Below are 13,925 nucleotides of genomic sequence, written 5' to 3' on the forward strand. Positions count from 1 at the left end.
GCCAGTTTTAAGCTTAGGTTTTATCTATCAGACTGCTTTCTGATTCAAGCAGGGCTTTAAGATCCTCACGCCCTTGCGCCATGACGGTCGACAAGGCTTTTCTGTCATGGCGGATTTTGAGCGTGGTTTCCAGTTGTTCCACATCATGCTTTTCAAATTGCTGAATGATGTGATTCGCCGCTGTGGCTGTTTCACCAATGACCAATAAGGCTTGTCTGGCGGCTTCGAGTGAGGAGTAAAACGTCTCGCGGATGGGTTGCAAATCCAGCTCGCGCAAATCAAACGCATCGGTCCGGCTTCTGGCTCTGACCACAATATCGACTTGTGGCCAGCGCTCCTTGACCAAGCGGGCCATTTCTAGTGTGGCATGGGTGTCATTCAAAGCAATGACTAGCAATTTTGCCGAGCCTATGCCTGCTTCCTCAAGCACATCCAATCGTGACGCATCACCGTAGTAGCATCGCCAGCCAAACTGGCGGGTTAAATCAACCTGGTTGGGGTCGTTATCAATCAGGGTGGCGCTGATGCCTTTGGCTAACAGTACACGGCCAACAATCTGGCCAAAGCGGCCAAACCCGGCAATGATGACGTTATTATTTTCAGGGATGGCATCGCGTGGACGTTCTCCGCATTGCAGGGTTAAAAAGCGGTCATACAATAACAGCAGCAGCGGGGTGATGAGCATAGACACGGCGACGATGGCATTGAGGGTGTTATAGCTGCCGCGAGACAAGGATTCCTGGCTTAACGCCAAGCCAAAAATCACAAACGCAAACTCGCCAATTTGCGAAATAGACAGGCCCAATAACAGTTTGTCGCGTAACGAGTACTTGAAAACCTGGCCCAGGCCCATCAATAAGACCATTTTGATCGCCACAATGAGCAGGGCAAAGCCAAAAATCAATCCAGGCTGTTGTGTGACCAGTGAGATATCTACGGTCATGCCGACCGAAATGAAAAACAGCCCTAACAGCAGACCCTTGACTGGTTCAATATCCAGCCTGAGTTCATAGCGGTACTCAGAGCCTGCGAGCAACACGCCCGCCAGAAAGGTACCGAGGGCCATCGACAAGCCGACCGATTGCATGGCCAGAGAGACCCCGATCACCAGTAACAATGAAAAAGCGACGAACATTTCGCGCAAGCCGGTTTGGGCAATCACGCGCATGACCGGGGGCAACAGCGTGCGGCTGGCAAAAATAATGGCAACAATCACGGCAATGGCCTTGCCTACCGCCATCACATCAAACCCGGTGCTGGCGTGATGCGGGGCAATCAAGGCCAGGACCATAAACAGCGGGATCACTGATAAATCCTGAAACAGCAGGGTGGCAAAGGCCGCTTGTCCGCCCGGCGTGTGTAACTGCTTTTTCTCAATCAGTGCTGTCAGTCCAATGGCGGTCGATGACATCGCCACGCCCATGCCGATAATCAGCGCCTCCTGCCATGAAAAGTGCATTAAGTAGGCGATGCTGCCAACCACGGTGATGGTCAGTGTTACCTGCAAGCCTCCCAGGCCAAACAACAGCTTGCGCAACTCCCATACTTTTTGCGATTCCAGCTCCAGACCAATTAAAAACAACATCAATACCACGCCAAACTCGGCAAAGTGCAGCACTTGCTCGGGGTCGGCAATCAACTTCAAGGCATAAGGGCCCAGCAAAATCCCGGCGATCAAATAACCCAGCACCGAACCCAGGCCGAGCCGCTTGAACAATGGCACCAGAATAATGGCGAAAGACAGGTAAATAGCCGCTTGCACCAGAAAGTCAGAAGTGGAATGCATGATGCCCTTAAGAGAAATAAAGATTGAAATAACGGCTGCTAAAAATGCTTTGCCAGATAAATCTGACATAACTATCAGATTGCTACCAATATATTACTGACAAGCGCTTGTTTAAAGTGTCTATCAGCCATTCATAAACGCCATTTTAAAGAATTAACCGCTATGCAGACGCCTAAAGAATTTGCTGATCAGATTTTTGATGTATTAAGTTTTTCGATTGACTTAGCCTGCCATGAAAAAGAGTGGTTTAACGTCAGCCGCGATGCCCTCGCGTTTGGCTTTAACCAAACCGATGTCTCCAGTGATTTTGCCTACGCCCAGCGCTTTGACCTGGAAGTCTCCCCCGAGATTTTCATCAGCCTGCATTACCGCTCGTTTGACCCCTCCGGCCCTTTCCGCCGCCTGCCTGGTGTCAGCAAGTTTGAGCTCACCCTGTCTGTTCAAGACAAAATGCAGCGCTTTCATCAAAACAGCTTTGATGAACCGCTCACGGCTAACGACCCCTCGGCTTGGGATGAGCTCTCCTACGCATAACGCCGTTTAAGACGGCCTTTGCGTTTTAGAGAGTCATCCACTGCCGGATCAGCGGCGCATGTTGCGTCCAACCTTTCTCGCTTACACACCAGTGTTGTACTTGCCCGCCCGCCAATAATAATTTTTTCGCATAGGCGGCTGCTTCATCCACAAGCGGATGGCCTTGTTCGCTAATGATGAGCGCATTAACCAGCCCCGCCAGTCGGCATGACTGGACAGGCGAAACATAAGGATGCCAGGCCAAACTGGGGCAGGGCGCATAGTCAGCCCATGCCGCCCGGCAGGGACTCTCGGTCAGGCTAGCGAGCGACGGCGAGGTTTGCAAGGCATCCAGCATGGGGTTAATCAAGACTTGCCCTTGCAGTTGCGCAGGTGCACGCAGCCCGCGGTCTCTGTAAAGCAGGGCGGTGACGGCAGCCAGATTGCCGCCAGCGCGCTCGCCACCTACAAATAGCAGCTTCGCATCTGCCCCTAATACTTTTGCATGTTCACTGAGCCACTGCAAGGCCTGGTAGGCGACTTCTATACTGTGTGGAAACTGCACACCCGGCGCCAGCGGATAATCTACACATACCACGACACAGCCATCTGAGAGGGCTTCAGCCAGTGCATGCGCGCTCTCAATCTGGCCCTGATTAAACAGGCCATCATGAAAATACAGCAGTGCTGGCCCTCGCTTATGGCAGTGGTGGCGGCCAAACACCTGCAGTCTGATACTTTTGCCAGTGGCGGCATATTCAAAGGCAGTAGTCCACATCATGGTGTAGGGTTGATGCAAACGATAAGGCAGGCACTGCGTGCCTGCATTTGGGCATCCACTAGCGCAAACCGCCCCCCACCAGCAATTGCTCACCTGTCAGCCAATAAGCATCCTCAGAGGCCAGAAACACTGCGACAGAGGCAATATCATTCGGTTGCCCACTGCGCCCCAGTGGCGTCTGTGCCACATAGGCGGACTCCATTTCTGAACCGATCACCCCGGCGGTATGCGTGCCTTCTGTTTCCACCAGGCCAGGGTTCAAGGCGTTGACGCGAATCTTGCGTGGGCCCAACTCTCTGGCCAGCACGCCGGTGATGGCATCCACTGCGCCTTTGGTACCGGTATACACGGCACTCGCAGGGGGGGTTAAACGGCTCACTACCGAACCAATATTGATAATGCTGCCGCCCTCAGGCAAGTGTTTGACCGCGGCTTGCGAGGTGAGCAACAGGCCCAGCACATTAATGTTGAATTGCTTGTGAAAATGGTCAGGCGTGATTTCTTCTAGGGTGGCAAATTCATACACCCCGGAGTTATTGACCAAAATATCCAGCTTACCAAAGTGAGTGATCGCTGCGTCTACCAGCGCGTGTGCATCAGCCACCTCACTCACATTGCCGCCCACCGCTACCGCCTTGCCACCCGCTTGTGTAATCTCGGCCACTACTTTGTCAGCCCCAGCCTTGCTCGATAAATAATTCACCACCACCGCTGCACCCTCGCGGGCAAAGCGTTTGGCAATTTCTGCCCCTATGCCTTTAGAGGCCCCAGTGACTACAGCGACTTTTCCTTCCAGTTTCTTGCTCATCTTGATACTCCTCAATTAATAAAGTGGTTTAAAACTGGTGACCACTATAAATAAATAAAAACCCCAGATAAATCACCTAAAAATGCAATCACTGTGCTAATTTATTGCACAATCAAGTCAAACAAGGATGGATATGGACCGTTTTGACACCATGCTGGCCTTTACTAGGGTGGTCGAGCTAGAGAGCTTCACCAAAGCCGCCATGTCGCTCAACCTGCCCAAAACCACGGTCTCGGCCCAGGTGCTGGCGCTGGAAAAACGCTTGCGCGTCAAACTGTTGCACCGGACTACCAGACGCATCAGCGTGACTACGGATGGCGCTGCCTATTACGAGCGCGCCATTCGGCTTTTAAACGAGCTCGAAGAAACCGAAGCCGCACTCACGCAGTCCACCGCCAGCGCAAAAGGGCGCTTGCGCGTAGACGTGCCCACGCCTTTGGGGCGGTTAGTGATTATTCCTGCCCTGGCCGAGTTTTTTAAACGCTATCCCGAGATCCAGCTTGAGATCGGCTGTGACGACAGGCCAATTGATTTACTGGAGGAGGGCGTCGATTGCGTGATCCGCGTCGGCAATCCGCAAGACGCCAGCCTGGTTGCCAGGCGCGTAGGCACCATGCAGTTTTTACTGGTCGCCGCCCCGCAATACCTCAACACTTATGGCAGGCCTATGTACCCTGAGGCGTTGCAACACCACCAGGGCGTACACTTTTTTTCCTCCAAAACCGGCAAAATCCGCCCCTTTATGCTCACGCATGCAGGCACCGAGCAAGAAATCCCCGCCATGCGTAAACTCGCCATCAACAATGGTGATGCTATCGTCGCCGCTGCGCTGGCAGGGCTAGGCATCAGTCAGCTGCCCGCATTCATGGTGCAAGGGTATTTAACTGAGGGTAAATTAGAAAAGGTCTTGGCCGATTTTCCGGCCGGGAGTTTGCCGATTAACGCACTCTATCCACAAAATCGTCACCTCTCATCCAAAGTGCGGGCATTTATCGAGTGGGTGGCAGAGTTGTTTGAAGGGTGTCGTTTACTGCAAAAAACCAGTTAACTGAAATCGCCTAGTGAATAGGAAGCAAAATGAGCCAACGCGAACAAAATTTTGAAGAAACCTTGTTTCAACGCATCCCCCAAACTAAAAACCTGGGGATACACATTGCCAAAATGGAGGAACACCAACTCACCGCCCACGGCGATTTTTTGCCCAACAAAAACCACCTCGATATCGTGTTTGGTGGCAGCATCGCTGCTATTTCGATTACCACGGCCTGGTCACTGGTGCAGTCCAAAATTGAACAAGCCGGGCTTAAAGGCAGCCTGGTCATCAAGCGGCAAGAGATTGATTATCTATTGCCAGTGAAAACAGACTTTGAATGTGTGGCGAGCTTTCAATCAGCTGATGATTGGGACAGTTTTAAAAAGACTTATCAGGAAAAGGGCCGGGCTAGAATCAACGTGACGGCACAGATCGTTAGCGAATCCAAAGTCACGTCGAGGTTTAAGGGCGTGTTTGTGTTGTACCAGGCATCACACAAAGAGTGATTTGTGCGGTTCTAAAACAGTATTACCTTGGTATTCGGGGTTTAGATTAGAATCACTGAAAACCAATATATTTCAACGAAATGACTGAAAACCAAAATCCTGAGCAAAAAGCGAGAGATCAAATTGATGCTTTGCTAGAACAAGCGGGTTGGATTGTTCAGCATAATAAGAAAATAGATTTTTCTTGTGGGGTTGGCATTGCCATTAGAGAGTATTTAACCGATATCGGCCCTGCTGATTACGTGTTGTTTATAGATAAAAAGGCGGTTGGTGTGATTGAGGCCAAGCGTGAGGACTTGGCACAAAACATCACTTCGGTCGAGCAACAAACTGAAGGTTATGCAAAAGCAAAGCTTAAATGGGTAAACAGCCAAGCGCCTTTGCCATTTCTATATGAAAGCACAGGGGTGATCACCCGTTTTACAGATAGCCGTGATCCTAAGCCACGCTCACGAGAGATCTTTAATTTTCACCGCCCTGAGACACTCAAAGAGTGGTTAAGTCAGACTAAGAGTCTGCGTGGTCGTTTGCAAGATATTCCCCCGCTCAATCCAGAGCATAAACCAGCCATCGAATTGCGTTTAAGGGATTGCCAGGAAACCGCGATCAGCAATCTTGAACTTTCATTTAAAGCAGATAAGCCTCGCGCCTTGATTCAAATGGCGACGGGCGCTGGTAAAACCTACACTGCGATTACCTCGATTTACCGATTATTAAAATATGCAGAAGGCAAACGTATCTTGTTTTTGGTCGATACCAAAAACCTGGGGGAGCAAGCCGAGCAGGAGATGATGTCATACCTGCCCATAGACGATAACCGCAAATTTACCGAGCTATATACGGTACAGCGTCTAAAATCGAGCTTCGTCGATAAGGGTGCACATGTGTGTATCAGTACGATTCAGCGGCTGTACTCCATACTCAAAGACAAAGAGCTGGACGAGGCCACTGAGGAGATTAACCCGGCAGAGTTGGTGCATGGTAAGGCACCTATGCCGGTGGTGTATAACGAAAAGATCCCGCCCGAATTTTTTGATTTTATTTTCATCGACGAATGTCACCGCTCGATTTATAACCTGTGGCTGCAAGTGCTCGATTATTTTGATGCCAGTTTAATCGGGCTGACCGCCACGCCGGACAACCGTACCTACGGCTTTTTTAAGAAAAATGTCGTGAGTGATTATAGTCACGAAAAAGCGGTGGCCGATGGTGTCAATGTGGGTAACGAAGTCTATCTGATCAATACTGAAGTGAGCCAGCAAGGTGGCAAGTTATCGGCCAATCAACTGGTTGAGCGCCGTGAAAAACTCACACGCAAAAAACGCTGGGAGCTGGCCGATGAAGACGAAGCTTATTCAGCCACTCAGCTAGACCGCAAAGTGGTTAACCCAGACCAAATCCGCACCATTATTCGCACCTTTAAAGAACGCTGGCCCGAGATATTCCCCGGCCGCAAAGAAGTGCCAAAAACGCTGATTTTTGCCAAAACCGATAGCCATGCCGATGACATTATTCAAATCGTGCGTGAAGAGTTTGGCGAGGAAAACAAGTTTTGCAAAAAACTCACCTACAAAATTGATGAAGACCCAAAATCTGTGCTGGCGCAGTTCCGAAACGAATACCATCCACGTATCGCTGTCACGGTAGACATGATCGCCACCGGAACAGACGTCAAACCACTCGAATGTTTGTTGTTTATGCGCGATGTCAAAAGCCGCAACTACTTCGAGCAAATGAAAGGCCGTGGCACCCGTACGCTCGATTTAGACGACCTGCGCAAAGTCACACCCTCGGCCACCAGCGCCAAAACACATTATGTGATTGTCGATGCCATCGGCGTGACCAAATCACTCAAAACCGCCAGCCAACCGCTGATCACCAAACCCACCGTGCCGCTTAAAGACCTCGCCATGGGGGTGATGATGGGGGCGCATGACGAAGACACCGTCAGCTCGCTTGCAGCGAGGCTGGCGCGGCTGAATAAACAACTTAGTAAAGACGAACAACAACAGATTAAAGCCAAAACCGGCGGCATTGAGCTGACGCATATCATCGGCAGCCTGTTTAATGCCATTGATGCAGATATGGTAGAAGCTAAAGCATTAGAAATCGCAGGCCAACCTATAGGCACAGACCCGGGTGATATTAACCGCGCCAAAGCGCAAGAGCAGCTAGTCGCGCAAAGCGCCAACGTATTCACTGGCGAGTTAATTGACCTCATCGACAGCATACGCCGCGACCACGAGCAAACCATAGACCACGAAAATCTGGATACCGTGACCTATGCAGGCTGGGATAAAGAAGCCGCCGACCACGCCCAAACCATGGTCACTGAATTTGCCGAATACCTCACCCAACAGCAAGACAGCATCACCGCGCTCACCATCTTTTTTAGTCAGCCTTACCGCAGGCGTGAACTCAGTTTTGACATGATACGCCAGGTGCTGGATAAGCTTAAAGCCGACAAACCCAAACTCGCCCCCATGCGCATCTGGCAAGCCTACAGCCAGCTCGATGACTACAAAGGTGAGCAACCTGTGAGCGAACTCACCGCCTTAGTCGCCTTAATCCGCCGTGTCTGCGGCTTAGATGCTACACTCGCGCCCTTTGACGCCACTGTGCGCCGTAACTTTCAAAGCTGGATCATGCAACACCACTCGGGCGACAGCCAAAAATTTAACGAAGCGCAAATGCAATGGCTACGCATGGTGCGCGACCACGTGGCCAGCTCGTTTCATATTGAGCGCGATGATTTAGATATGGCCCCGTTTGACGCGCAAGGCGGCTTGGGCAAAATGTACCAATTGTTTGGGCAGCAGATGGATAGCTTGTTGGATGAATTGAATGAAGTGTTGGTAGCGTGATGGAATTACCAGAAAATTGGCATACAGCTAAAATAGCTGAGTTATTAACATTGAATGAAAACGGTAAGCCTTTTCAACAGGGCTGGAGCCCACAATGTGAAAGCTATCCAGCAGCTGAAGATAAGTGGGGCGTTTTAAAAACAACAGCAATTCAACAAGGTGCTTTTTTAGAGCAAGAGAATAAGGCTTTACCAAAAAATTTATCGCCTAAAACACACTTAGAAGTAAAGGTAGGCGATATATTAATGACATGCGCTGGCCCAAGAAATAGATGTGGGGTTGTTTGCTTTATCAAAAGCACCAGAGATAAATTACTTATGTCTGGGAAAATGTATAGGTTCAGACCGAATATAAAAATTCTAAATCCACAATATCTTGAGGCATTTATTACATCACATGATGCGCAAAAGTCTATTGATCAAATGAAAACGGGGATTAATGACAGTGGACTTAACTTAACACATGCTAGATTTTCAGAGTTAGTGGTACCGTTGGCACCATTGAACGAGCAACACCGTATCGTCGCCAAAATTGAAGAATTATTTTCTGAGCTAGACCAAGGCATAGAGAACCTCAAAACGGCGCAAACGCAGCTCAAGGTCTATCGCCAAGCCCTGCTCAAACACGCCTTTGAAGGCAAACTCACCGCCGAATGGCGCGCCCAAAACCCCGACAAACTCGAAAGCGCCAGCGCACTGCAACAACGCATCCAGCACGCCCGCGAACAACGCTACCAACAACAGTTAGCCGAATGGCAAGCTAATGGAAAAAAAGGAACCAAACCCAAAGCGCCTAAACCAATAGCACCGCTCACGGCAGAAGAACTGGCGGAGTTGCCTGAATTACCAGAGGGGTGGAGTTACTTTTATGCTGAAGAGCTTTGTGACTTTATAACTAAGGGAACTACACCAAGCAAAGAAAAGTTATTCGAAAATACTGGTGACGTTCCATTTATTAAAGTTTATAACCTGACAAAAACAGGCAAACTTGACTTCACTATTGAACCGACTTTTGTAAGCCATGAAACACATAATGGCTTTTTAAATCGTTCCAAAGTTTATCCAGGTGATGTTTTAATGAATATCGTAGGCCCACCGCTTGGAAAAGTTTCAATTGTTCCTGACACATACCCAGAGTGGAATATTAATCAAGCTATTGCTATTTTTAGAAGCGAACATATTTCACCTAAACTTTTATCAATTTATTTATCTGATGAGCGAATCGTTAATTCAATGATGGACAAGTCTAAAGCGACAGCTGGACAATTTAACCTTACGCTGGAAATATGCCGAGAAACAATAATTCCAATTTTTGCAAAAGAAGAACAAACTTTTTTAGAAGCTCTATTAGATGAGCGTATTTCCGAAATAGACCAACTCAATCAAACCATCACCACCTCACTGCAACAAGCCGAAGCCTTACGCCAATCTATCCTCAAAAAAGCGTTTTCGGGAGAGCTGGTGCCGCAAAATATTGAGGATGAGCCTGCTTCAATATTGTTGGAAAAGATTAAGGCTGAAAAAGCACTCCAACAAACATCCACTGCTAAAGCCAGATCGAAAAAAGCAAAACCACCGAAAGATAATGTGGTGCCGTTCCCAACCAAAGTGCCAACGATTGACACAACTGAGTTGCATGCCGGATTGATGGCATTGGCTTATCGTTGTCATGAGCAGCATAAAACGTCGTGGTATTTTGGCCATGTAAAGGCAGAAAAAATCTCGCATATGATCGAATCATTCATTGGAATTGATCTTGAGCGTATGCCTATTCAAGATGCTGCTGGGCCAAATGATTTTAAAAGGTTGCTTGAGGTGGAGTCGCTTGCTCGTCAGAAGCAATGGTTTGATGTGAGAAAGCACGCTAATGGGCGATATTTTCTAATCAAGCTATCCGGTTTTGATGCATTGATTCAAAGAACAGAGAAGGCGCTAGGTAAGCATCTTGAAAAGGTGAATGCATTGATTAAATTATTTGTGAACCTGGATACGACCAGCTCAGAAATTGTGGCTACCTTGTTTGCGGCATGGAACAATTTGTTGTTGTCTGCCCATAAACCGAATGATGAGGAGATCGTGCTAGAGGCTAGGGAGCGTTGGCACGAGGATAAACTTAAAATCAGAAAAGAGCGATTTTCTCGTTGCCTGATCTGGATGCGCAAGCATGGCTTGGTGCCACTGGGGCGTGGTGCTTTTGTGGCTAAGAAAAGTCAAAGAAATGTACCCAAAAAGTTAACAGACTCAAACATCATATGGGACCCAGAAGAGGGTGCGAATAAGTTTTGAGTAAATCTCAGCCAAGTGCGTCATAAAAGCCAGTCAATGTTTATATTGCCTACAGGTTAACCAATATAATATACAGTCAGACGATAATAAAATATACAATTGGACGAATTTGTAATATACAAATAGACGTGCTATTAATATACAATTGGACGAATATTCTGATAAGTTTATAAAAACAGTGGGCACATACAATCGATACATGATGACAGCATTACAGGCCGCACTGGCAGATACGCCGGTGGTTTGTTTGCTGGGGCCACGGCAGGTGGGCAAAACCACGCTGGCAAAATGGGTGACGCCAGATAGGCCATATATCAGTTTTGATGACCAGAACTTGGTAACTGCTGCGCTGAATGATCCTTTAGGATTTGTGCGTGGTCTACCTGAAGCGGTTGTATTAGATGAAGTGCAACGTGTGCCTGGATTGTTTCCGGCAATTAAAGCAGAAGTGGATAAAAATAGAACCGCTGGGCGTTTTTTACTCACGGGCTCGGCCAATCTATTATTGCTGCCTAACGTGCAAGAGTCACTTGCAGGCCGGATGGAGGTGGTGCTTTTGCAGCCACTCTCAGAGATGGAAAAACATGGGAGTACACGCTGTTTGTTGCAGGATTTTATCGAAAACAAACTGAGTACCTTGATTAGTCCTGATGGTGTGGTGGAAGGCGTATCAGAAGCCATTTGCAGTGGGGGCTACCCAGAGCCGCTTACGCGTACCCCAGTGCGAGCACGACAGTGGTTTCGGCAATATTTAAATGCAGTGATGCAACGCGATGTACGTGATATTGCGGCCATTAAAGATACAGACGATGTAGCAAAGCTGATGCAGATGTTGGCTTACCGCACGGCCAATTTGTTGAATGTGAATGGTATGGCTAATGATTTAGGCATGAGCCGTATCACCATTGAAAAATATCTGAACGTATTGGAGCGCTTGTTTCTGGTCAGGGTATTACCTGCCTGGCATCGCAACAATGCTAGCCGGTTAATCAAAGCGCCAAAAGTACATGTGGTGGATAGCGGTTTGGCGGCAGTTTTGAATAACTTAAATGCTGAGCAGTGGCATAGCCATAGCGATGAGTTTGGCCCTTTGCTGGAAAGCTTTGTAGTGCAACAGTTGATTTGTCAGGCCGGTTGGGTGGATGCGGATTTAAGGTTCTCGCATTACCGGGATAAAGACCAAGTGGAAGTGGATTTAGTGATTGAGCGCGGTAGAGAGGTTTGGGGCGTAGAAGTTAAACGCGCCAGTAGTTTTAATGAAAAAGATGGTGCAGGTTTAGCTAAATTGGCTGCGCAAGCAGGCACCCACTTTAAAGGTGGCATATTGCTTTATACGGGAGCAAGTTGTTTACCGTTAAAACAAGCAGATTGCTTTGCCGTGCCCATGAATAGATTGTGGTTGTGACACAGAAGGTCTCTTTTTTATTTCAAAGCTATTGATGAAATAAACCGTAAAGATAAATAACATGATGATTTTTATAAGAATTCTTATTTCATCGCAAATCGAAGTAGCTTATTAAAATTAAAAGCCTAACATTGAAAGTATCTAGTTTGTTATGAATGCAACTGCTTCTATTGTCTCCAAAGTCTGGAGTTTTTGTAATACGCTGCGTGATGACGGCGTGGGTTATGGCGACTATCTGGAGCAGCTGACTTACCTGATCTTTTTAAAAATGGCGGATGAATATAGCCAGCCGCCGCACAATCGCAAGGTAGGTATTCCGCCCGAATATAGCTGGCAAAGCCTCAAGGCCAAGCGTGGTGCGGAGCTGGAGGTGCACTATGTGACCCTGCTACGCGAGTTGGCGAACAAGGCTGGCATGCTGGGGCAGATTTTCACCAAAGCACAAAACAAGATTCAAGACCCGGCAAAGTTATCGCGCCTGATTGAGATGATTAACGAAACCGACTGGGTAACCATGGGCGCGGATGTGAAGGGTGACATCTACGAAGGCTTGCTGGAGCGTAACGCTGAGGACACCAAGTCTGGCGCTGGGCAATACTTTACGCCGCGTGCCTTGATTAAGGCCATGGTGGAATGTGTGCGGCCAGAGCCTAATAAAAGCATCGCCGATCCGGCCTGCGGCACTGGTGGTTTCTTTTTGGCCGCGTATGACTTTTTGGTACAGAGCTATCCTGCCATGGATAAGCCGCAAAAGGCGTTTTTAAAACACGAGACGTTTTTTGGGAACGAGATTGTGGCGGGTACACGCCGCATGTGTTTGATGAATATGTTTTTGCACAACATTGGAGAGATTGATGGCGAAAGCATGGTGTCACCCAATGATGCGCTGGTGGCGGATGACGGGCGGCGTTATGACTATGTGTTGGCTAATCCGCCGTTTGGTAAAAAAAGCTCCATGAGTTTTACTAACGAAGAAGGCGAGCAGGAAAAAGACGACCTCACCTATAACCGTCAGGACTTTTGGGCCACCACCTCTAACAAACAACTCAACTTTGTACAGCATATCCGCACCATGCTTAAAACAACAGGCCGAGCGGCAGTGGTGGTGCCAGACAATGTGCTGTTTGAGGGTGGGGCGGGTGAAACCGTGCGCAAGCGCTTGCTGGAATCTACAGAGTTACACACGATTTTGCGGCTACCAACAGGGATTTTTTATGCCAATGGCGTAAAAGCGAATGTGCTGTTTTTTGATAACCGCGAAGCCAGCAAAGACCCTTGGACCAAAGAAATTTGGTATTACGATTACCGCACCAATATTCATCACACCTTAAAGAAAAAACCTTTGCGCTTTGAAGATCTGGCTGAGTTTATTGGCTGCTACAACCCGCAAAATCGCCATGTAAGACAAGAAACTTGGCACGAAAATAACCCTGAAGGGCGTTGGCGTAAGTTTAGTTACGAGCAAGTGATTGCACGTGACAAAACCAGCCTGGATATTTTCTGGCTCAAAGATAAAAGTCTGGCTGACCTGGATAACTTGCCTGAGCCAGATATATTGGCCGATGAGATTATTCAAAATATAGAAGCCGGATTGAGTAGTTTTAGAGCAATCGCGAATGCTTTGTAAACCCGATGCAATCTCCCGAACCCACCCTTGAACAAATTAACACCCTGACTGGCGCTACGCTGCTAGAGTTTGGCGCCAGCTGGTGCGGTTACTGCAAGGCGGCGCAATCTACAATCAGCGCTGAACTCATCCAGTTCCCGCATATCCGCCACCTTAAAATTGAAGATGGTAAAGGCCGCAGGTTGGGGCGGTCGTTTCACGTGAAACTATGGCCGACGCTGATTTTTATGAAAGCGGGCGTGGAAGTGGCGCGCTTGGTCAGGGATATTGAACCTGCTGAATTAAAAGCTGCACTTTTAAGCATTAGCGATCGCTGA

General features: G+C 48.3%; 11 protein-coding genes. 8 read left to right on the forward strand and 3 right to left on the reverse strand.

Annotation, left to right across the window (positions count from 1 at the left end; genetic code table 11):
- Positions 1-13 precede the first annotated feature (13 nt).
- Positions 14-1,786 carry a monovalent cation:proton antiporter-2 (CPA2) family protein gene (locus tag ACFQ1T_RS03255; RefSeq protein WP_379073925.1) on the reverse strand — a complete coding sequence of 591 codons (1,773 nt, stop codon included), beginning with the start codon at positions 1,784-1,786 and terminating at the stop codon, positions 14-16.
- A 162-nt stretch (positions 1,787-1,948) separates the two neighbouring features.
- Between ACFQ1T_RS03255 and ACFQ1T_RS03260 the strand changes: the two genes are divergently transcribed.
- Positions 1,949-2,320, forward strand: a complete 372-nt coding sequence (locus tag ACFQ1T_RS03260) for a hypothetical protein (RefSeq protein WP_379073927.1) — start codon at positions 1,949-1,951, stop codon at positions 2,318-2,320.
- Between the two features lie 25 nt (positions 2,321-2,345).
- Here ACFQ1T_RS03260 and ACFQ1T_RS03265 read toward each other — a convergent pair whose 3' ends face one another.
- Together ACFQ1T_RS03265 and ACFQ1T_RS03270 are read right to left on the reverse strand one after the other, a co-directional pair.
- The gene (locus ACFQ1T_RS03265; protein ID WP_379073929.1) at positions 2,346-3,080 is read right to left on the reverse strand and encodes an alpha/beta hydrolase fold domain-containing protein; all 735 of its coding nucleotides are present in this window, start codon (positions 3,078-3,080) and stop codon (positions 2,346-2,348) included.
- Positions 3,081-3,138: 58 nt separating this feature from the next.
- Positions 3,139-3,888 carry a glucose 1-dehydrogenase gene (locus ACFQ1T_RS03270; protein ID WP_379073931.1) on the reverse strand — a complete coding sequence of 250 codons (750 nt, stop codon included), beginning with the start codon at positions 3,886-3,888 and terminating at the stop codon, positions 3,139-3,141.
- 133 nt (positions 3,889-4,021) lie between these two features.
- Here ACFQ1T_RS03270 and ACFQ1T_RS03275 point away from each other — a divergent pair, with 133 nt between their 5' ends.
- The 7 genes from ACFQ1T_RS03275 to ACFQ1T_RS03305 all read left to right on the forward strand — a co-directional run bounded on the left by ACFQ1T_RS03275 (position 4,022) and on the right by ACFQ1T_RS03305 (position 13,925).
- Positions 4,022-4,936, forward strand: a complete 915-nt coding sequence (locus ACFQ1T_RS03275; protein ID WP_379073933.1) for a LysR family transcriptional regulator — start codon at positions 4,022-4,024, stop codon at positions 4,934-4,936.
- 29 nt (positions 4,937-4,965) lie between these two features.
- The gene (locus tag ACFQ1T_RS03280; RefSeq protein WP_379073935.1) at positions 4,966-5,427 is read left to right on the forward strand and encodes a YiiD C-terminal domain-containing protein; all 462 of its coding nucleotides are present in this window, start codon (positions 4,966-4,968) and stop codon (positions 5,425-5,427) included.
- A gap of 80 nt (positions 5,428-5,507) precedes the next feature.
- Complete coding sequence (locus tag ACFQ1T_RS03285) at positions 5,508-8,291, forward strand: type I restriction endonuclease subunit R (protein WP_379073937.1); 2,784 nt, start codon at positions 5,508-5,510, stop codon at positions 8,289-8,291.
- A complete protein-coding gene (locus tag ACFQ1T_RS03290) occupies positions 8,291-10,576 on the forward strand; it encodes a restriction endonuclease subunit S (RefSeq protein WP_379073939.1) in 2,286 nt (761 codons plus the stop codon). The genes ACFQ1T_RS03285 and ACFQ1T_RS03290 overlap by 1 nt, the downstream gene beginning before the upstream one ends.
- A gap of 199 nt (positions 10,577-10,775) precedes the next feature.
- Entirely contained in the window at positions 10,776-11,981 is a 1,206-nt protein-coding gene (locus ACFQ1T_RS03295) for an ATP-binding protein (RefSeq protein ID WP_379073941.1), read from the forward strand.
- Positions 11,982-12,132: 151 nt separating this feature from the next.
- Positions 12,133-13,608: a type I restriction-modification system subunit M gene (locus ACFQ1T_RS03300; RefSeq protein ID WP_379073943.1), complete on the forward strand. Its 1,476-nt coding sequence runs from the start codon at positions 12,133-12,135 to the stop codon at positions 13,606-13,608.
- 5 nt (positions 13,609-13,613) lie between these two features.
- Positions 13,614-13,925 carry a thioredoxin family protein gene (locus ACFQ1T_RS03305; protein WP_379073945.1) on the forward strand — a complete coding sequence of 104 codons (312 nt, stop codon included), beginning with the start codon at positions 13,614-13,616 and terminating at the stop codon, positions 13,923-13,925.

The sequence above is a fragment of the Methylophilus glucosoxydans genome, from assembly GCF_042676145.1.
In the GTDB taxonomy this organism is placed as follows: Bacteria; Pseudomonadota; Gammaproteobacteria; order Burkholderiales; family Methylophilaceae; genus Methylophilus; species Methylophilus glucosoxydans.